Annotated in this window: 21 protein-coding genes; 7 read left to right on the top strand and 14 right to left on the bottom strand. The window is 34.3% G+C overall.

Going from position 1 to position 19,038, the window contains the following annotated elements; all coding sequences use genetic code 11:
• The 8 genes from ACIQZC_RS03005 to ACIQZC_RS02970 form a co-directional block, all read right to left on the bottom strand.
• The coding region (locus ACIQZC_RS03005; RefSeq protein ID WP_396137758.1) for a 2Fe-2S iron-sulfur cluster-binding protein at positions 1–646 on the bottom strand (646 nt) is incomplete at its 3' end.
• A gap of 51 nt (positions 647–697) precedes the next feature.
• On the bottom strand, positions 698–2,056 hold the full coding sequence (gene nuoF / locus ACIQZC_RS03000) for an NADH-quinone oxidoreductase subunit NuoF (RefSeq protein ID WP_396137757.1): 1,359 nt from the start codon (positions 2,054–2,056) through the stop codon (positions 698–700).
• A 4-nt stretch (positions 2,057–2,060) separates the two neighbouring features.
• On the bottom strand, positions 2,061–2,591 hold the full coding sequence (nuoE, locus tag ACIQZC_RS02995) for an NADH-quinone oxidoreductase subunit NuoE (RefSeq protein ID WP_396137756.1): 531 nt from the start codon (positions 2,589–2,591) through the stop codon (positions 2,061–2,063).
• Between the two features lie 3 nt (positions 2,592–2,594).
• Positions 2,595–3,830, bottom strand: coding sequence for an NADH-quinone oxidoreductase subunit D (locus tag ACIQZC_RS02990; RefSeq protein WP_396137755.1), 1,236 nt, complete (start codon positions 3,828–3,830; stop codon positions 2,595–2,597).
• Positions 3,831–3,861: 31 nt separating this feature from the next.
• Positions 3,862–4,380 carry an NADH-quinone oxidoreductase subunit C gene (locus ACIQZC_RS02985; protein WP_396137754.1) on the bottom strand — a complete coding sequence of 173 codons (519 nt, stop codon included), beginning with the start codon at positions 4,378–4,380 and terminating at the stop codon, positions 3,862–3,864.
• Positions 4,381–4,382: 2 nt separating this feature from the next.
• Positions 4,383–4,925 carry an NADH-quinone oxidoreductase subunit B gene (locus ACIQZC_RS02980; protein ID WP_396137753.1) on the bottom strand — a complete coding sequence of 181 codons (543 nt, stop codon included), beginning with the start codon at positions 4,923–4,925 and terminating at the stop codon, positions 4,383–4,385.
• A 13-nt stretch (positions 4,926–4,938) separates the two neighbouring features.
• Positions 4,939–5,304: an NADH-quinone oxidoreductase subunit A gene (locus ACIQZC_RS02975; protein ID WP_396137760.1), complete on the bottom strand. Its 366-nt coding sequence runs from the start codon at positions 5,302–5,304 to the stop codon at positions 4,939–4,941.
• 140 nt (positions 5,305–5,444) lie between these two features.
• Positions 5,445–6,035, bottom strand: a complete 591-nt coding sequence (locus ACIQZC_RS02970; RefSeq protein ID WP_396137752.1) for a 2OG-Fe(II) oxygenase — start codon at positions 6,033–6,035, stop codon at positions 5,445–5,447.
• 96 nt (positions 6,036–6,131) lie between these two features.
• On the opposite strand from ACIQZC_RS02970, the gene ACIQZC_RS02965 reads away from it, so the two are divergent.
• Positions 6,132–6,626 carry a nuclear transport factor 2 family protein gene (locus tag ACIQZC_RS02965; RefSeq protein ID WP_396137751.1) on the top strand — a complete coding sequence of 165 codons (495 nt, stop codon included), beginning with the start codon at positions 6,132–6,134 and terminating at the stop codon, positions 6,624–6,626.
• Here the strand turns inward: ACIQZC_RS02965 and ACIQZC_RS02960 are convergent, their stop codons facing one another.
• Positions 6,627–7,583 (bottom strand): NAD-dependent epimerase/dehydratase family protein, encoded by a 957-nt coding sequence (locus ACIQZC_RS02960; protein ID WP_396137750.1) that lies wholly within the window; start codon positions 7,581–7,583, stop codon positions 6,627–6,629.
• A gap of 230 nt (positions 7,584–7,813) precedes the next feature.
• Here ACIQZC_RS02960 and ACIQZC_RS02955 point away from each other — a divergent pair, with 230 nt between their 5' ends.
• From ACIQZC_RS02955 to ACIQZC_RS02940, 4 genes are all read left to right on the top strand, one after another.
• Positions 7,814–8,422, top strand: coding sequence for a hypothetical protein (locus ACIQZC_RS02955; protein ID WP_396137749.1), 609 nt, complete (start codon positions 7,814–7,816; stop codon positions 8,420–8,422).
• Between the two features lie 96 nt (positions 8,423–8,518).
• Positions 8,519–11,782 (top strand): transcription-repair coupling factor, encoded by a 3,264-nt coding sequence (gene mfd / locus ACIQZC_RS02950; RefSeq protein ID WP_396137759.1) that lies wholly within the window; start codon positions 8,519–8,521, stop codon positions 11,780–11,782.
• Between the two features lie 81 nt (positions 11,783–11,863).
• A complete protein-coding gene (locus ACIQZC_RS02945) occupies positions 11,864–12,367 on the top strand; it encodes a DUF2975 domain-containing protein (RefSeq protein ID WP_396137748.1) in 504 nt (167 codons plus the stop codon).
• Positions 12,368–12,369: 2 nt separating this feature from the next.
• A complete protein-coding gene (locus ACIQZC_RS02940) occupies positions 12,370–12,576 on the top strand; it encodes a helix-turn-helix domain-containing protein (protein ID WP_396137747.1) in 207 nt (68 codons plus the stop codon).
• A gap of 3 nt (positions 12,577–12,579) precedes the next feature.
• Here ACIQZC_RS02940 and radA read toward each other — a convergent pair whose 3' ends face one another.
• Genes radA through panC form a run of 5 tightly spaced genes read right to left on the bottom strand, consistent with a single transcriptional unit; the run spans position 12,580 to position 17,365 of the window.
• Positions 12,580–13,941: a DNA repair protein RadA gene (radA, locus tag ACIQZC_RS02935; RefSeq protein ID WP_396137746.1), complete on the bottom strand. Its 1,362-nt coding sequence runs from the start codon at positions 13,939–13,941 to the stop codon at positions 12,580–12,582.
• 5 nt (positions 13,942–13,946) lie between these two features.
• Positions 13,947–15,149 (bottom strand): alpha/beta hydrolase, encoded by a 1,203-nt coding sequence (locus tag ACIQZC_RS02930; protein ID WP_396137745.1) that lies wholly within the window; start codon positions 15,147–15,149, stop codon positions 13,947–13,949.
• 39 nt (positions 15,150–15,188) lie between these two features.
• Positions 15,189–16,151, bottom strand: coding sequence for a YbhN family protein (locus ACIQZC_RS02925; protein WP_396137744.1), 963 nt, complete (start codon positions 16,149–16,151; stop codon positions 15,189–15,191).
• 1 nt (position 16,152) lies between these two features.
• Complete coding sequence (panD, locus tag ACIQZC_RS02920; protein WP_396137743.1) at positions 16,153–16,503, bottom strand: aspartate 1-decarboxylase; 351 nt, start codon at positions 16,501–16,503, stop codon at positions 16,153–16,155.
• 13 nt (positions 16,504–16,516) lie between these two features.
• A complete protein-coding gene (gene panC / locus ACIQZC_RS02915; protein ID WP_396137742.1) occupies positions 16,517–17,365 on the bottom strand; it encodes a pantoate--beta-alanine ligase in 849 nt (282 codons plus the stop codon).
• 107 nt (positions 17,366–17,472) lie between these two features.
• On the opposite strand from panC, the gene ACIQZC_RS02910 reads away from it, so the two are divergent.
• Together ACIQZC_RS02910 and ACIQZC_RS02905 are read left to right on the top strand one after the other, a co-directional pair.
• Positions 17,473–18,279 (top strand): glycogen/starch synthase, encoded by an 807-nt coding sequence (locus tag ACIQZC_RS02910; protein WP_396137740.1) that lies wholly within the window; start codon positions 17,473–17,475, stop codon positions 18,277–18,279.
• A 1-nt stretch (position 18,280) separates the two neighbouring features.
• Positions 18,281–19,038: DUF4270 family protein (locus tag ACIQZC_RS02905; RefSeq protein ID WP_396137738.1), on the top strand; the 758-nt coding region annotated here is incomplete at its 3' end.

Below are 19,038 nucleotides of genomic sequence, written 5' to 3'. Positions count from 1 at the left end.
TTTTATCGGTCAAGGCGCCTACAGGACATACATCAATCATGTTTCCTGAAAACTCATTGTCGATAGCTTTTGAAATACAGGTTGAAATATTAGCATGGTCACCACGATCCATAACGCCATGAACACGATCATCTGTTAATTGATCAGCTACTTGCACACAACGTTGGCATAAAATACAACGGTTCATGTGTAATTGAATATTCGGACCAATATCTTCGGGTTCAAAGGTTCTTTTTTCTTCGATGAAACGGGTTTGCGATTTTCCGTGTTCAAAGCTTAAATTTTGTAAATCACATTCTCCAGCTTGATCACAAACTGGGCAATCTAGTGGGTGATTGATTAATAAAAATTCGGTAACCGATTTTCTAGCTTCTGTAACTCTATCTGAGTTTTTGCTATTCACTTCCATTCCATCCATACAACCTGTAACACATGAGGCTACAAGTTTAGGCATTGGTCTTGGATCGGCTTCGCTACCTTTTGAAACTTCTACTAAACAACAACGACATTTACCGCCACTTCCTTTTAGTTTTGAATAATAACACATGGCTGGCGGAACACTTTCTCCTCCAATCATACGAGCAGCTTGCAGGATGGTTGTTCCTGGTGCTACTTCTACACTTTGACCGTCTATTGTTACTTTCATTTTTTTTGTCTTTCTATCGAAAAATAAATATATTTTACTATTGACTTATTCTTATTTTGTTACCAAATGTTTTACCTTTTCAAAAGGTTCTGCAACAAAGTGGTTTCTATTTTTTACTTTTTCTGGGAATCTTACGTGGTATTCAAATTCTTCTCTAAAATGACGAATAGCCGCGGCTACTGGCCAAGAAGCAGCATCTCCTAATGGGCAGATGGTGTTTCCTTCAATTTTAGATTGAATACTCCATAATAATTCGATATCTTCTTCACGTCCGTGACCGTTTTCAATGCGGTGTAATACTTTTTCTAACCAACCTGTTCCTTCACGACATGGCGTACATTGGCCACACGATTCATGATGATAAAAACGAGAGAAATTCCAAGTGTTTCTAACAATACAAGTGGTATCGTTATAAACAATAAATCCGCCCGAACCTAACATTGATCCTGTTGCAAAACCACCATCCGATAACGATTCATAAGTCATTAAGCGATCAGTTCCAGCGGCTGTTTTGTAGATCAAATGCGCGGGTAAAATTGGCACAGATGATCCTCCAGGAACTAATGCTTTTAATGGTCGATCGTCTATCATTCCGCCACAATATTCATCCGAATTGATGAATTCTTCTACAGAAACACCCAATTCAATTTCATATACACCCGGGTTTTTAATGTGCCCTGAAGCCGAAATTAACTTAGTTCCTGTTGAACGTTCTATTCCTATTTTAGCATATTCTGCTCCCGAATTCATTACAATCCAAGGCACAGCAGCTATTGATTCTACATTGTTTACTACGGTAGGATTTTGCCATAAACCGCTAATTGCCGGGAAAGGCGGTTTAATACGAGGATTACCTCTTTTTCCTTCAAGCGATTCGATAAGGGCTGTTTCTTCTCCACAGATATAAGCTCCAGCTCCAACATGAACATATAAATCTAAATCGAAACCTGAACCCATAATATTTTTTCCTAACCATCCTGCCGCTTTGGCTTCGTTGATGGCTCTTTCTAATATTTTATATACCCACATATATTCTCCACGAATATAGATGTAAGATAAGTTGGCTCCCAACGCAAAACTAGAGGTAATCATTCCTTCAATTAATAAATGAGGAATGTGCTCCATTAAATAGCGATCTTTAAAAGTACCCGGTTCAGATTCGTCGGCATTACAAACTAAATGGCGCGGTTTCCCCGATTTTTTATCGATAAAACTCCATTTCATTCCCATAGGGAATCCTGCACCACCACGTCCTCGCATACCCGAAGTTTTTACTTCTTCGGTTACTTCATCAGGGGTCATTGTTTTTAAAGCTTTTTCCACTGAAGCATAACCACCATTTTGACGGTAAACTTCATAGGTTTTGATACCTGGAATATTTATTTTTTCTAATAATATTTTTTTTCCCATGGCACTATTTATCGTGTAATGTTATTTTTCCAGCTTTACAATCTTCTATCAATTGGTCAAACGTTTCTTCAGTAAGTTTTTCGTGGTAAAAATCACCTAATTGGAGCATTGGCGCATAGCCGCAAGCTCCTAAACATTCTACACCAACTACTTGAAACATTCCGTCAGAAGAAATATCACCTAAGTTAGCCCCAATTTTTTCACATGCATATTCCATTAAATCTTCTACACCTCTTGTTGCACAACAAGCTGTTCGGCAAAATTCGAACATATATTTTGCAATAGGTTTTTGATTGAACATCGTATAAAAAGAAACTACTTCATATACTTCAACGGGTTTAATGTGTAAAATTTCGGCAACTTTATCTTGAAGTTCGAAACTTAACCAGTTATCGTGTGCATCTTGCACTTCATGAAGTACAGGAAGTAAAGCTGATTTTCTTTTATCTTCTGGATAATGACTGATTAATTCATTGATACGATTCATCAATGCTTCGGTCATATTTATTTCTTGTTTGTATTGCGTTCTTTCCATAATTTATGCGTCTAATTCTCCTGCAATTACATTTAAACTTGATAGTATTACAATGGCATCCGATAACAATGCTCCTTTAATCATTTCTGGATAAGCTTGATAATAAATGAAGCAAGGTCTTCTAAAATGTAAACGATAGGGCGTTCTACTACCATCGGTTACTAAATAGAATCCTAATTCTCCGTTTCCTCCTTCAACCGGATGATATATTTCTGCCACTGGAATTGGCACTTCACCCATCACAATTTTAAAGTGATAAATTAAGCTTTCCATAGTAGTATAAACATCTTCTTTTGGAGGCAAATAATATTCAGGAACATCGGCATGATAAGGGCCTTCTGGTAGTTTAGCTAACGCTTGACGAATGATGCTCAAACTTTCCCAAACTTCGGCATTACGCACACAGAAACGGTCATAAGTATCACCTGATTTTCCAACCGGTACAATAAACTCAAAATCTTCATAAGAAGAATACGGTTGTGCTACTCTTACATCATAATCTACTCCAGCAGCACGAAGGTTTGGGCCCGTAAATCCATAGGCCATTGCACTTTCTGCAGAAATAGGTCCCACATTAACTGTACGGTCAATAAAAATACGATTGCGTTCAAATAAGTTTTCAAATTCTTTCCAAGCCACTGGGAATTCTTCTAGAAATACGTCTAATTTTCTAAAAGCTTCGTCAGACCATTCTCTTTCAAAACCACCAATTCTTCCCATGTTGGTCGTTAATCGAGCACCACAAATTTCTTCGTAGATTTCGTATATTTTTTCTCTAAATTGGAACACATATAAGAATCCGGTATAAGCGCCGGTATCGACACCTAGAATAGAATTACAAATAATATGATCGGCAATTCGAGCTAATTCCATTACAATTACTCTTAAATATTGGGCTCTTTTTGGCACCTCAATATCCAATAATTTTTCAACCGTCATCCACCACCCCATATTATTAATAGGTGACGAACAATAATTCATTCGGTCTGTTAAAGGGGTAATTTGGTAAAAAGGACGATTTTCTGCAATTTTTTCAAACGCGCGGTGAATATAACCAATGGTTGGCTCTGCTTCAACAATTCGTTCGCCATCCATTAATAGAATGTTTTGAAAAATTCCGTGGGTGGCAGGATGCGTAGGGCCTAAGTTAAGTATTGAATACTCACTGCCGTCATCATTGCGTTTTTCATTAATTATTTTAGCATATCGATGCTCAGGTGGTAATAATAGTTCTGACATTTTATAAATGTGAAAAATTATAAATAGTTATTTAGCAATTTGCTGTTCTTCCAAAGAATCGATCGTCTTTATCGGTTCTTCCGTTATCTTCCATTGGAAATTCTTTTCGCATTGGAAAAGAAACCATTTCATCCATATTTAGAATTCTTTTCAACTGTGGGTGCCCCATGAAATTTATTCCGTAAAAATCATATGTTTCACGTTCCATCCAATTAGAAGATAAAAAGATGTCTGAAATTGAGGCTATTTCTGGTTGCGCTCCGTTCAAATAGGTTTTTACTCTAATTCGCGTATTTTCTATCCAATTGTGTAAATGATACACCACACAAAATTGTTGGTCAATCATATTGTCTGGATAATGAACACCGCATAAATCGGTTAAAAAGTGAAAATTGGTGTCTTCTTCTTCTTTAAGAAAAAGAATCACTTCGCGAATTGAATCTGAAGTGACTTCAAAAGAAAAAACATCTTTTTGCATACCAAAGTTTGACACCTTGTTTGCAAATTTTTGTTCTATTTTTTCCTGTATAATTGCCGTTTCTATAGCCATTTTTATAGGTTGTAAGAAGCTAATAATTCTATATATTCTGGAGAGTTTCTTCGTCTTGTCGATTCGGTTTTTACTAATTCTTGTAATCGCATAACGCCATCCACAATTTGTTCAGGTCTTGGAGGACAACCGGGCACATAAACATCTACTGGAATTACTTTATCAATTCCTTGAAGCACAGAGTATGTGTCAAAAACACCTCCTGATGAAGCACATGCTCCAACAGCAATTACCCATCGAGGTTCTGACATTTGTTCATAAACTTGACGTAAAATAGGCGCCATTTTTTTTGAAATAGTTCCCATAACCATTAGCATATCCGCTTGACGAGGTGAGAAACTTACACGTTCTGATCCAAATCGGGCTAAATCATAATGTGAAGCCATCGTAGCCATAAATTCAATACCACAACACGAAGTGGCAAAAGGCAAAGGCCATAATGAATTTGCTCTTGCTAAACCAACAACATCATTTAGTTTCGTAGCAAAAAACCCTTCTCCAACAACTCCTTCTGGCGGAGCAACCATATTTGTTTTTGTACTCATAACAATTGTTAATTTATTCCCACTCTAGCGCCTTCTTTTTGATGATATAGAAAAAGCCAACTAACAGCAACAACATGAAAATAACCATTTTAATCATCCCGTCCATGCCTAATTCTTTGAAATTAACTGCCCAAGGGTACAAGAAAATTACCTCTACATCAAATAAGACGAAAAGAATGGCTACTAAAAAATATTTTACAGAAAATGGAATACGTGCATTTCCAACAGACTCGATACCACATTCAAAGTTTTTATCTTTGCTCTCAGAACTTCTTTTTGGACCTAGATAATTTGAAAATATTATGGTTCCTACCACAAAACCAACCGCTAAACCTAGTTGCATCAGGATTGGAAAATAATCAAATTGTGTCGATTGCATCGCTTTTAAAATTAAGGTTAATAAAATAGGCACAAATATACATTGCATTATTTAATTCTCAAAAATCAAAAGATAAACGTTTGTTATTTATTTCCTTAAAATAGCTTATTTAAAACAATTCTAAATAAAATAGTATTTTTTTATCGTTTTAACCATCCGGTGATGCTTAATCGCTGTTTTTGAGTTACTAAAACTTCATGCAAGAGTTCGTTACTTTTAAAAAAAATGGTCTTGCCGTTTGTAGGACTAATTTTTTGAATATTTTCTTCTTGGTAAATGCATAATTCTCCTCCATCTTCTATTTTCCAATCCAAATTCAAATAACTAATTAATGAAAATTGCCGACTCGAATTATCTTGAAACTGATCTAAATGTTTGCGATAAAAAGCGCCTTTTTCATATAACGAATAATGAAATTCATAACTCGTAATTCCGGCAAAACAACTTTCATTTAAATAACAAATAAAAGCTTCAATTTGGGTTAGAAATTCATTCTCATAAATATTATTATTTTTTCGGTCTAACCAATAAATAACATCTTTTCTGATTAACTGATTGTGCTGCAGTTTTTGAATGTTGCCAACGCCTGCAGGAATTAACAATTCTTTTTGATGAAGTGCCAAAATAGTATCGGTTAAGTGTTTGCTCAATGATGTTCCGATAAAATTTTCAACCATACCTACTTTTGTAGCTATATAACTCGCAATTAAAGCTTCAAAAGAATCTTCCATTTTTTTGTTTCTCGATAGGACGAGTTCTTGCAAGGTAGTCTAAATAAAACGGGTTTGTATTTTTTTTGTATTTTTGGATAAACTAATAATTTAAATATGAAAAAAATATCATTTATTATTGTGCTCTTTTCTGGTTTTTTGTCGGCTCAAAATAGTGAATCTCAAAAGAAAGAAATCACCTATTTTTTAGATCAATGGCATAAAGCAGCCGCTGAAGTTAATTTTGATGCTTATTTTAGCGCAATGGCTGATGAATCAATTTATATTGGCACAGATGCTACTGAAAATTGGAACAAAAAACAATTTCAAGCGTTTGCAAAACCCTATTTTGACAAAGGGAAAGCATGGAATTTTAAAGCCATAGAGCGCAATATTTATTTTAGCAAGGATGGTAATTTAGTTTGGTTTGATGAATTGTTAAGTACGCAAATGAAATTATGTCACGGTTCAGGAGTTTTGGTGCAAGAAAACGGACAATGGAAAATAAAACATTATGTGCTTTCGATGACAATTCCTAACGATATTACCGATGAAGTAGTAAAAATAAAAGCGCCTATTGAAGACGCTTTATTACGTACTTATAAAAAATAATTATTTTTTGTAAATGTGTTCGTTTAAATTTTGAAACATATCAATTGTCATGTTTTGTATGTCAAAATCATTTTTCCAGCCCCAATCTTGTCTTGCAGAAGCATCATCAATGCTTGCAGGCCAGCTATCTGCAATTTTTTGACGGAAGTCAGATTTGTAACTCAATTCAAAATTAGGATATTGTTTTTGAATTTCTTCGCCAATTTGCTTCGGCGTAAAACTCATTGCAGCTAAATTATACGAAGAACGTATTTTAATTTGCTCAATTGGTGTTTGCATAATTTGAATAGTCGCTTTAATCGCATCATCCATATACATCATCGGTAATTCTGTATTTTCCGTTAAAAAACTAGTAAATTTTCCTTCAGTAATGGCTTTATGATAAATGTCTACTGCATAATCGGTAGTTCCGCCACCGGCTTCTGTGCTCCAACTAATTAACCCTGGATAGCGAATACTTCTAACATCAACTCCATATTGCTTGTTATAATATTCACACCATCGTTCTCCTGTTTGTTTTGAAATACCATATACGGTTGAAGGTTCCATAATGGTATATTGTGGCGTATTATGTCTTGGTGTTGTAGGTCCAAAAACCGCTATACTAGAAGGCCAAAAAATCTTCTTAATTTTTCCTGCTTTGGCTAAATTTAAAACATGAAACAATGAATTCATATTCAAATCCCAAGCAAATGCCGGATTTTTCTCTGCTGTTGCCGAAAGTAAAGCTGCCATCAAATACACATCGGTAATTTGATATTGCTCAATTAAATGTTCTATTTGATTGTAGTCTAAAGCGTTTATAACTTCAAAAATACCATTATTTACTACATCGTTATTCAGTTTTCGAATATCAGAAGCAACCACGTTGTTTACACCGTAAGTAGCTCTTAATTTTGCAGTAAGTTCAGTACCTATTTGGCCACAAGCCCCAATAATTAAAATTTTTGTATCCATTTGATAGCATAAAAAATAGGAAACAAATATAACGTTTTCGTAGCAATGAAAATGGGTTTTTTCATACTATTTTCAATAAATAAATACTTTGAATTTATACTTCTTAAATTTAAACTATTAGCAAAAATGCTTAAAAAATACTTCATTGTTTATCAAATCGGTGTTAAGATAAAGGCACTTTATACTTTTGTTTTATAAACATTTGTACCTTTGTTTTTTAAAATTCTATCATGATTCGTTTTATAATACCATTTATTCTTTTTGTGTTTGCAGTGAGTTCGTGTCAAAATGATGCGCAACAACAATTAGATGCCCAAAAAATCGCCCAGAAAAATGATGCCGTTTTTAAGAATATTTCAAAAATGTGGCAATTTAATGTGCCTAATGTAAGACCAGAAGTAACTACTACTTTGAACACATGGAATGCGTGGAGACAGTTTGAAATAGAATTATTACAAAAACCTAAATCAACTTTATCAGCATTTCAATTAAAAACGAAAAACATTGCTTCAAAAGCAGATGCACTGACACAAACCATTCCATTAGAATACAATAAACCTCAAATATTGAGTCGCATTACTACTTTAAACACCAAAATAAAATCGTTAGAAATGTATTTATATTTGAATATCATTCCAGAACAAAAAGTAGCCAGACTCATCCCTGAAATAAATGAAGAAATTAAAGGACTTTATAGCCAATGGGACGAAATCATCATTAAAAAAGCCATTCCAAAAGAAATAGGGGAAGATGTAATGCTAAAAGCTTTAGACACAACTCGCAATGCACGACCTGATTTAATGAAGCAAAAAATGGAACTTTCAGATAAAAATAAATAATTCATTTTGAGTAAGTCCGACATAATATCTATTTACGATAAGTCACCCAAGATTGCCGTTTTAGAAAGCACATTCGCAGCACGCCAAAAGTCTCAAATGACGGGTTTGGTTGGCTCTTCATTGTCTTTTGTGATGCATTCGTTGTTTAAAAAGGCTGAACTTCCGTTCCTGATTTTATTCAATAATAAAGAAGAGGCGGCGTATTATTTAAACGATTTAGAGCAATTAATCAATTCCGAAGACGTACTTTTTTATCCAAGTTCGTACCGAAGACCCTATCAAATTGAAGAAACAGATAACGCCAACGTTTTGTTGCGTGCTGAGGTGTTAAACCGAATCAATTCTCGAAAAAAACCAGCAATAATTGTTTCCTATGCCGAAGCCATTTTTGAAAAAGTGGTTACCCGTAAAGAACTAGAGAAAAACACGTTGAAACTATCTGTGGAAGACAAATTTTCCATTGATTTTATTAACGAAACCTTATTTGAATACAATTTCAAACGGGTTGATTTTGTTACCGAACCAGGCGAATTTTCCGTTCGTGGTGGAATTATCGATGTGTTTTCGTTTTCCAATGATAATCCGTACCGAATCGAATTTTTCGGCAACGAAATCGATAGCATCCGAAGTTTTGATGTCGAAACCCAATTATCAATTGAAAAATTAAAGAAGATTTCAATCATTCCAAATGTTGAAAATAAATTGTTGCAAGAAAACCGCGAAAGTTTTTTGGATTATATCAACGAAAAAACGGTTTTAGTGATTCAGAATACCGAATTATTAGGACAACAATTGGATAAATTATTCGACAAGGCCAATGAAGCTTTCGATAAATTATCCAAAGATATTCAGCATACGCCACCCGAAGATTTATTTTTAAATCAAAAACAATTTTTAAAACGCGCACTCGATTTTTCAGTGATTGAATTGCATGCCAATGCGGTTTTCAAAACCGATAAAAAAGTTGAATTTCATATTCAACCGCAACCTTCGTTTAATAAACAATTCGATTTGTTATTGAATAATTTGGGCGAGAATCATTTCAATGGTTACAAAAATTATTTGTGTTGTTCTAATGAAAATCAGGCGAGTCGTTTCCATGATATTTTTGAAGATATTGACGAAGCCAATTCAGAAAGTATTCGCAAGCAATACAAAACCATGGTGTTACCTTTATTTGAAGGATTTATTGATGAAGAAAATCAAATTGCCTGTTATACCGATCATCAAATTTTTGAGCGTTACCATAAGTTTTCCATTAAAAACGGTTATTCCAAAAAACAAACCATTACGTTAAAAGAACTGACTTCGTTGTCGGTAGGCGATTATGTAACGCACATCGATCACGGAATAGGAAAATTTGGTGGTTTGCAGAAAATTCAAGTGGAAGGCAAAACGCAAGAAGCGATAAAATTGGTCTATGCCGATAACGATATCGTGTATGTGAGCATTCATTCGCTGCATAAAATCTCAAAATACAATGGGAAAGACGGCCTGCCACCTAAAATTTATAAATTAGGAAGCAACGCTTGGAAAACCTTAAAACAAAAGACAAAAGCGCGCGTAAAACACATTGCCTTCAACCTAATTCAGTTGTATGCGAAGCGAAGATTAGACAAAGGTTTTCAGTTTGCACCCGATAGTTATTTACAAAAAGAATTAGAAAGTTCATTCATTTACGAAGATACGCCCGACCAAATTACCGCTACAGCCGATGTAAAAGCTGATATGGAAAACGAACGTCCGATGGACCGATTAGTCTGTGGTGACGTAGGTTTCGGAAAGACAGAAGTTGCGATTCGTGCGGCTTTTAAAGCGGTGGACAACGGAAAACAAGTTGCTATTTTAGTACCAACAACCATTTTAGCCTATCAACATTTTAGAACATTTTCCGAACGTTTGAAAAACATGCCGGTTACCGTGAGTTATTTGAACCGTTTTAGAACGGCGAAACAAAAATCAGAAACGCTTCAAAAATTACAAGAAGGGAAAGTCGATATTTTAATTGGCACCCATCAATTGGTGAATAAAAATGTGGTATTTAAAGATTTAGGTTTGTTGATTATCGACGAAGAACAAAAATTCGGAGTGAACGTAAAAGACAAATTGAAAACCATTGCTACAAATGTTGATACGTTGACTTTAACTGCCACTCCGATTCCGAGAACCTTGCAGTTTTCATTGATGGCAGCGCGCGATTTATCAGTAATTACAACGCCTCCACCAAATCGTTATCCCATTGAAACGCATGTGATTCGTTTTAACGAAGAAGCCATTCGTGATGCCATTTCGTATGAAATTCAGCGGGGTGGTCAAGTGTTTTTCGTTAATAACCGTATTGAAAACATCAAAGAAGTAGCCGGAATGATTCAACGATTGGTGCCAGGTGCCAAAGTAGGCATCGGTCACGGTCAAATGGAGGGTAAAAAACTCGAAGAATTGATGTTGGCGTTCATGGAAGGCGAATTTGACGTTTTGGTCGCAACCACCATTATCGAAAGCGGTTTAGATGTGCCGAATGCGAATACGATTTTTATTAACAATGCCAATAATTTCGGATTATCTGATTTGCACCAAATGCGTGGTCGTGTAGGTAGAAGTAATAAAAAAGCGTTTTGTTATTTCATTACGCCGCCCTATTCAATGATGACGGGAGAAGCGCAAAAACGTATTACGGCTTTGGAGCAATTTAGCGAACTAGGAAGCGGTTTCAATATTGCGATGAAAGATTTGGAAATTCGGGGTGCGGGTGATTTATTAGGTGGTGAACAAAGTGGTTTTATCAATGAAATTGGTTTTGATACCTACCAAAAAATCATGAACGAAGCCATTGATGAATTGAAAGAAAACGAATTCAAAGACTTGTACCAAGAAGAAAACGACATTGAAACCAAAGAATTTGTCAAAGACATTCAAATTGATACCGATTTCGAATTGCTGTTCCCAGATGAATACATCAACAACATTACTGAGCGTTTGAATTTATACAACGAGTTGAGCCAAATTAAAGACGAAGCTACCTTGCAACAATTTGAACAAAAACTAATTGACCGCTTTGGAGCGTTACCAAAACCAGCCATTGCTTTACTCAATAGCGTGCGCATCAAGTGGAAAGCCACTGCAATGGGAATTGAACGTTTACTCATGAAACAAGGCAAAATGGTGGGTTATTTTATTGGCGACCAACAAAGTAATTTCTACCAAAGTAACCGTTTTATGAACGTACTACAATTTGCCCAACGCAACGGCACCGTGTGTAAAATGAAGGAAAAAGAAACCAAAAACGGCTTACGTTTATTACTGACTTTTGATAATGTTAAATCAGTGAATAAGGCGTTGGAGTTGTTGGAAGGGATTTAAAAAATTATCAAAATTTAATATTTTATTATTGTAAAACAATAATTTTTTATATTTTTGTCTCAAACTTTAAAACTTAAAAAGATGAGAAAATTAAATTTTTTAAAAGGTATTGTGGATTTTGTTTGGATTACAGCACTTTTTTCAAGTCCTTTTTTATTATTTTTTATGGGTGTAGTTTTTTTAGATAGCGAACCTCTCGATATTCCAATTAAAATTAATGGCACTATTTTAGAAGTGGTTGATTTAAAAACTAAAGTCCTTTTTGGGTTTTTATGTATTTCTGCTTCACTAATTATTTATGGTTTGTTTCTGTTTAGAAAGTTATTGCGCTTGTTTCAATTGAAAATTATTTTTGATCTGGAAATTGTAAGTCTAATGAAGAGATTAGGGTTTGTTATTATTTTATCAGCTTTGTTTGGAGGAATTCCTAATTTCATTCTAGAAATAATAAAAAATAATATTTCATTGAGTTTAGGATTGAATCCTTTTGTTTTATTGTTTTCATTAGGTTTATTCTTCTTAGTTTTGAGCGAAGTTTTTACCATTGCAAAAAGTATAAAAGAAGAAAACGATTTAACTTTTTAATTATGCCAATCATCATCAATTTAGATGTCATGTTAGCCAAAAGAAAAATGCGTTCGGCAGAATTAGCAGAAAAATTGGGTATTACAACAGCTAATTTATCCATTTTAAAAACAGGGAAAGCAAAGGCAATTCGGTTGACTACCTTAGAAGCCATTTGTGAAATTTTAGATTGTCAGCCAGCTGATATTTTGGAGTATGTAAAAAAGTAATTTCTACCCAAACAACTCACTCACCACATCTTCAATTTTCGCTACTAAAACTACTTTGATTCCCGTGTTTTTTAAGGAAATTTTATTGTGTTTGGAAACAAAAATGGTCGTAAAACCTAATTTTTCGGCTTCTTGAATGCGTTGTTCAATGCGGTTAACGGGTCTAATTTCGCCTGAAAGGCCTACTTCTCCGGCAAAGCAAAAACCTTCTGCAATGGCAATGTCTTCGTTTGAGGATAAAATAGCAGCCACAACGGCTAAATCAATGGCGGTATCTTCTACTGAGATTCCTCCGGTTACGTTTAAGAACACGTCTTTTGTGCCTAATCTAAAACCTGCACGTTTTTCTAAAACGGCTAAAATCATGTTTAGTCGTTTGGCATTGTAACCTGTAGTGCTGCGTTGCGGAGTTCCATAAACCGCCGTGCTAACTAACGCCTGAATTTCTATCATCAACGGGCGCATGCCTTCTAAAGTAGTCGCAATTGCCGTTCCTGAAAGTTGTTCGTCTTTGTGCGAAATCAAAATTTCAGAGGGATTATCCACTTCTCGTAAACCCGAACCTTGCATTTCGTAAATTCCTAATTCGGCAGTAGAACCAAAACGGTTTTTTAACGAACGTAAAATTCTATACACGTGATTTCTATCACCTTCAAATTGTAAAACGGTATCGACCATGTGTTCCAAAATCTTGGGTCCGGCGATGGTTCCGTCTTTCGTAATGTGTCCAATTAACAACACAGGCACATTGGATTCTTTGGCATATTTAATCAACTCCGCCGTGCATTCTCTAATTTGAGAAATACTTCCCGCAGATGATTCAATATAATCGGTATGTAAGGTTTGAATCGAATCGATAATCACAATATCCGGTTCAATTTCTAAAATTTGACGGAAGATATTTTGGGTTTTGGTTTCGGTTAAAATGTAGCAATTATCGCCGGTTGAGGTAATGCGTTCGGCACGCATTTTAATTTGCTTTTGGCTTTCTTCTCCCGAAACATAAAGCGTTTTGTATGGTAATTTTAATGCAATTTGTAAGAGCAACGTACTTTTTCCAATGCCTGGTTCGCCGCCTAATAACGTTAAGGAACCTGGAACCAATCCGCCACCTAAAACACGATTCAATTCGTTGTCCGTGGTGTTCATTCGGATTTCTTGTGCGGTGTCAATTTCTTTAATCAATAATGGTTTTGTAGCCGCTTTTGAAGAAGCAGAAGTGGTTTTCCAAGCTACTTTTTCTTCTTTTTGGACCAATTCTTCTACAATGGTATTCCATTCTTTACAAGCATTACATTGTCCTTGCCATTTTGAATATTGGGTGCCACAATTTTGGCAGAAAAAAGCGGTTTTTACTTTGCTCATGACGTTTATTCTTGTTTTTCAGCAGGTGCTTCGGTAGGCGTTAGTGTTGGTGCTTCTTCTGTTGGATTATCTTCTTTACCTTTCAATGCTTCGGCTTTATTGAGCATAAATTCTTTGGTTAACTCTCTAATTTCTTCTTGAGAAAAAGCTTTTTGGTATTCTTTTAATGCTTTTTTGAAGTTGCCTGTTTTTTCATAATACATTGCCTGGTGATAGGTTCCAAGAATAGTTTTCGGATAATGTTTATTAGCATAAGCAGCTAAAGTTTGAAATTCAGGATAAGCTTTATTTTTCATAATTGCTGCTTCAATTGCTTTAAAATCAGACAATCTAGGTTTAATTTGTAACCCTAATTTTGTGTTTAAGTCTTCATATTTTTTTATGAGATAATCGGTATACCCGGATTCTAATTTTAGAATTTTGTTTTGAAACTCCAACATCGAAATAGGTTGATATCCATCAAAAATAAAATAAAGTGCATTCGGAATTGCTTTAATAACTAATGAGTAATGCGAAGCCCCTTTAAAAGTATCATTCAAATAACCGAATTTTTGATTTGGAATTGCCTTAATATTTGTGTCTAATTCGGTTGCTTTTTCATTAATTTCAGCTAAATCATTTTCTCCAGTGGCCTGATAATAAAAAACCGGTTTTGTTAATTTTGAAAGTCGATCAGCAATGCGATTTTCCATTTCGGGAGCCATTTCGGGAGCCAATGAAATGTACCCATTAAAAATAGGGTTGTCTTTGTAAAGATAAAAATTTAAAAAACCTGCTGTTGTATCATGCCCTGCAATTACTCTAAAAGGCAACGTTCTATATTTTGATTCAAGGTAAGGAAATAATTCTTGCCCGATAAATTCAAAAAATTGAGCGCCTGAACCCGAAGGAAATCCCGCATCGTCAAATTCGCTATCTTTAAATCGGGTATCTCCATTATTTTGATGAATTGCAATGATGATCATTTCGGGCAAATCATCCCAATAATTTCCATATTTTAAAGCACCTTCAAACGGATCTACTAAATATTCACCGTCCAATAAAACTAAGGTTGGGTATTTTTTTTCTGGACTTGACTCATAAGAAGGAGGTGTAACAACTGTAAACGCTCTGGTTCCTATGTTTTTAGTTTCAATAGACTCAGTTACTCGTTGGCCAAAAAAGGTATTAGCAAGCAAAACAAAACATACAATCAGTTTGATTTTCATGGGAAATTATTAGGTTTATTGAAGGAGCAATTTACTAATTTATTTCTTATTTAGCACAGGTAAAAGCAAATAAGATAACAGACCAAGAACTATTGTAAGTAATGTTTGAGAAGTCCAAATTAACCAACCAAAAGCCACACCAATATCATTTGAAATTCCATATAAAGAAAAAATCATTGCAATTGCTAAAGGGTAGGCTCCAAGTCCGCCATTTGTAAATCCGACGGCAATTGTACCAAAAATAAATCCCATAATTACAACGTCAAACGTGATGTTAGCAGTTTCTGGTAAAGCAAAAATCGTCACATAAAACATAACGAGATAGGAAAACCAAATAAAAAAGGAATGAAATATATAACTCCATTTGTCTTTCATTTTTAAAATGCTCAGCATGCCTTCAATTAAACCCGATAATTTTTGTTTAAGTTTTAAAATGATCTTCCATTCGGCATAAATCCATACTACTATAAAAAGTATAAAAAGTAAAAAACCACCTAATGAAATCCATAGTAAGGTTTCAAATTGTAGATTTTTTTCAAGTAAAAAAGTATATATAGTATCAAATTGTGATACAAAACCCACCATGACAAAAAGTAAAAAAATGATCATGTCAACAACTCTTTCGGCAACAATAGTTCCAAAAGCTTTGTCAAACGGCACTTTTTCATATTTTTTTAGTAGTGCGGCTCTAGATATTTCACCCGAACGAGGAATGGTCAAATTGACTAAATAAGAAACGCAAACCGTCATGAAATCATTACGAAATTTGGTTTGATATCCTAGATGCTGTAAGGCAAATTTCCAGCGGTAGGCTCTAGACCAATAACCAAAAAGAGCAACAATGAGCGACAATAAGATATAAAAATAATCGGCTTTTAAAAAGCTAATTTTAATTTTATCAAGTTCAGATGGAGTAAGCGTTGTAAATTGATAATAAATAATTCCAATACCAATTAATAAGGGTATTAGTAAGCTAAAAAATTTACGAATAGTCGCTTTCAAATTAAGTTAAGGAATTGTCTTTTTCGTTTGGAAAAACTAAAGTAGGTTTGAATTTTTTTGCTTCTTCAAAGTCCATAATTCCATACGAAATGATGATTACAATATCGCCACGGTGCACTTTTCTTGCCGCCGGACCGTTTAATGTGATTTCACCTGTATTTCTTGGACCTTTTATAGCATACGTTTCTAATCGTTCACCATTATTAAGGTTGACGATTTGGACTTTTTCGCCTTCTATAATATTTGAAGCTTCCATTAGTGCTTCGTCAATAGTGATGCTTCCTATATAATTCAAATCGGCACCGGTTACCGTTACTCTATGAATTTTTGATTTTACTACTTGAATTTGCATGATGCAAAGGTAATTAATTTAGTGAAATATTATCAATTAATCTAATTTTCTCAATGAAAACAGCAATGAAACCGCGGTATTTTTTGTTAGGTTCTTTAACTTCAGTTGATAAAAGTGTTGTTTCATCTGCGATTTCAAAATATTCTAATTCAAATTCAGGGTGTTTTTCAAATTCTTTTTTTACAAATTGAATCGTTTCTGAAACAGATTGTTTTTCAAATTTTAATTTTGCCTGTTGAAGGATCTCAAATATAGAAGCTGCTTTTTTTCGGGCATTCTCAGAAAGTCTTTCGTTTCTAGAACTCATGGCCAATCCATTTGCTTCTCTAAAAATTGGGCAGCCAATAATTTCAACAGGAATGACATAAAGCGCCACTAATTTTTTTACAATTTGTAATTGTTGAAAGTCTTTTTCACCAAAATAAGCGGTTGTAGGTTTAATAATTTCAAACAAACGTTTAACTATTGTTCCTACTCCATCAAAATGCCCAGGTCTGTGTTGGCCTTCCATTTGGTGTTCTAATCCGTCATATTCAAAGGATTCCGAAACGGTATTTCCCTCATAAATATCGCTTACCGAAGGAGCATATACAATTATAGAATCGCTAATTTTACCCATCTTTTTTACATCTTCCTCTAATGTTCTTGGGTATTTTTCTAAATCGTTTGCATTGTTAAATTGTGTTGGATTTACAAAAATACTCATTACGGTAACATCGTTTTCTTCAAGCGATTTTTTGAGTAAAGACAAATGTCCGTCATGAAGCGCTCCCATCGTTGGAACAAATCCAATCGACTTATTTTGATGGCTTAAGGGGCTTAAAAAAGCACTTAAATCGGACTTTTTGTTTAAAATGAGCATTTTAAATATAGTTAATTCAAGTGCAAACTTACTATTTTAGTGGATAAATCCATAAAATATTGTAATTTTGCAAGGTTTTTTAAAACAATAATTAACAAGAATACATTATGGAAGACAAGAGGATATTGTATGTATCATCTGAAGTGGTGCCTTATTTAGCAGAGAACGAAGTGTCGTTACAATCGTATGAAATGCCAAAAATGATTAATGATTTAGGAGGGCAAATACGAATTTTTATGCCTAGATATGGTAATATTAACGAAAGAAGACATCAATTACATGAAGTAATCCGTTTATCTGGAATGAATTTAGTGGTAAACGATATGGATATGCCTCTTATTATTAAAGTAGCCTCAATTCCAAAAGAAAGAATTCAGGTGTATTTTATTGATAACGACGAATATTTCAAACGAAAAGCTACTTTTTCTGATGAAGAAGGAGTTTTATATCCTGATAACGACGAACGTGCTATTTTCTTTGCAAAAGGAGTTGTTGAAACGGTTAAAAAATTAAATTGGGTTCCCGATGTAATTCATGTTCACGGTTGGATGGCTGCCTTACTTCCGGTATATTTGAAACATTATTATAAAGACGAAGGTATTTTTGCTGAAACAAAGATTATTACTTCGGTATACGAACATGGTTTTGAAGGCGAATTAGATACAAAATTACTTGATAAAGTGCTTTTTGATGCTATTGAAGCATCAGCAGTTGAGGTGATTGAAAAACCTAATTATGAAAACATCATGAAACTTTCGGTGATGCATTCGGATGCTGTTGTTATGGGTTCAGAAACACTTTCTCCAACTTTAACAAAATTTATAGAAAGTTCAAACAAACCTTTTTTACCTTTCGGCACTAAAGAAAATATGAAGGAAGTATATCCTTTGTTCATTAAGAATCAAGTTTTATAATATGAAGTATAGTATAGTAAAGGCGGTTGTAATTGTTTTAAGTTTTTTAAGTTTTGTGTCTTGTGATAAAGACTTTAATTCATTGGGTTCTGATCTTATCGATGGGAATCATTTTGTACTAGAAAGATATCCAGTTCAAAATCTTACAGCTTATTCAAAAGCGACAGGTCCAGTTCAAACTAACAATTTGCCAATTAATGCTTTAGGTATTTACAAAGATCCTTATTTTGGAACTACAAAAGCACATTTTGTAAGTCAAGTAGAACTTTCATCGCCAAATCCTACTATTGGCTATCAGCCCGTAATTGATTCGGTGTATATTTACGTTCCTTATTACAGCACCTATAAATCGGTAACAGATGCTGGGGAAAGAATTTATGAATTGGATTCGGTATATGGCAATTCTGAAACCGCAAAATTTAAACTACACGTTTATGAAAACGGTTATTATTTAAGAGATTATGACCCAGCTGAAAATTTTGAAAGTGCTCAAAAGTATTATTCAAACGATAAATCTTTAGTTGATCCCTACAAAGGAACCGAATTATTAAACAACAGTATAAAGGTTGCTCAAAATGAAGAATTTATATTCAGTAATAAAGAAATTTATATATATAAAACAGATGGAAACGGAGCATATGTTAATGCCACAGGAACTGTATTAGCCGATCAAAACGATCTTACATTGCGAGTTATTAAAGAACGTAAGTTGCCTGGAATGTGGTTGGATTTAAAGAATAGTTTTTTCCAACAAAAAAT

The sequence above is a fragment of the Flavobacterium sp. genome (assembly GCF_044338735.1).
Lineage (GTDB): Bacteria > Bacteroidota > Bacteroidia > Flavobacteriales > Flavobacteriaceae > Flavobacterium.
Note: the sequence above shows the minus strand (reverse complement) of the source record. Positions and strands in the feature narration are given on the sequence as shown.

Coding starts and splice junctions, on each gene's coding strand:
- nuoF (WP_396137757.1), bottom strand. CDS start 2,056: ATGGGAAAAAAAATATTATTAGAAAAAATAAATATTCCAGGTATCAAA.
- nuoE (WP_396137756.1), bottom strand. CDS start 2,591: ATGGAAAGAACGCAATACAAACAAGAAATAAATATGACCGAAGCATTG.
- ACIQZC_RS02990 (WP_396137755.1), bottom strand. CDS start 3,830: ATGTCAGAACTATTATTACCACCTGAGCATCGATATGCTAAAATAATT.
- ACIQZC_RS02985 (WP_396137754.1), bottom strand. CDS start 4,380: ATGGCTATAGAAACGGCAATTATACAGGAAAAAATAGAACAAAAATTT.
- ACIQZC_RS02980 (WP_396137753.1), bottom strand. CDS start 4,925: ATGAGTACAAAAACAAATATGGTTGCTCCGCCAGAAGGAGTTGTTGGA.
- ACIQZC_RS02975 (WP_396137760.1), bottom strand. CDS start 5,304: ATGCAATCGACACAATTTGATTATTTTCCAATCCTGATGCAACTAGGT.
- ACIQZC_RS02970 (WP_396137752.1), bottom strand. CDS start 6,035: ATGGAAGATTCTTTTGAAGCTTTAATTGCGAGTTATATAGCTACAAAA.
- ACIQZC_RS02965 (WP_396137751.1), top strand. CDS start 6,132: ATGAAAAAAATATCATTTATTATTGTGCTCTTTTCTGGTTTTTTGTCG.
- ACIQZC_RS02960 (WP_396137750.1), bottom strand. CDS start 7,583: ATGGATACAAAAATTTTAATTATTGGGGCTTGTGGCCAAATAGGTACT.
- ACIQZC_RS02955 (WP_396137749.1), top strand. CDS start 7,814: ATGATTCGTTTTATAATACCATTTATTCTTTTTGTGTTTGCAGTGAGT.
- mfd (WP_396137759.1), top strand. CDS start 8,519: ATGACGGGTTTGGTTGGCTCTTCATTGTCTTTTGTGATGCATTCGTTG.
- ACIQZC_RS02945 (WP_396137748.1), top strand. CDS start 11,864: ATGAGAAAATTAAATTTTTTAAAAGGTATTGTGGATTTTGTTTGGATT.
- ACIQZC_RS02940 (WP_396137747.1), top strand. CDS start 12,370: ATGCCAATCATCATCAATTTAGATGTCATGTTAGCCAAAAGAAAAATG.
- radA (WP_396137746.1), bottom strand. CDS start 13,941: ATGAGCAAAGTAAAAACCGCTTTTTTCTGCCAAAATTGTGGCACCCAA.
- ACIQZC_RS02930 (WP_396137745.1), bottom strand. CDS start 15,149: ATGAAAATCAAACTGATTGTATGTTTTGTTTTGCTTGCTAATACCTTT.
- panD (WP_396137743.1), bottom strand. CDS start 16,503: ATGCAAATTCAAGTAGTAAAATCAAAAATTCATAGAGTAACGGTAACC.
- panC (WP_396137742.1), bottom strand. CDS start 17,365: ATGCTCATTTTAAACAAAAAGTCCGATTTAAGTGCTTTTTTAAGCCCC.
- ACIQZC_RS02910 (WP_396137740.1), top strand. CDS start 17,473: ATGGAAGACAAGAGGATATTGTATGTATCATCTGAAGTGGTGCCTTAT.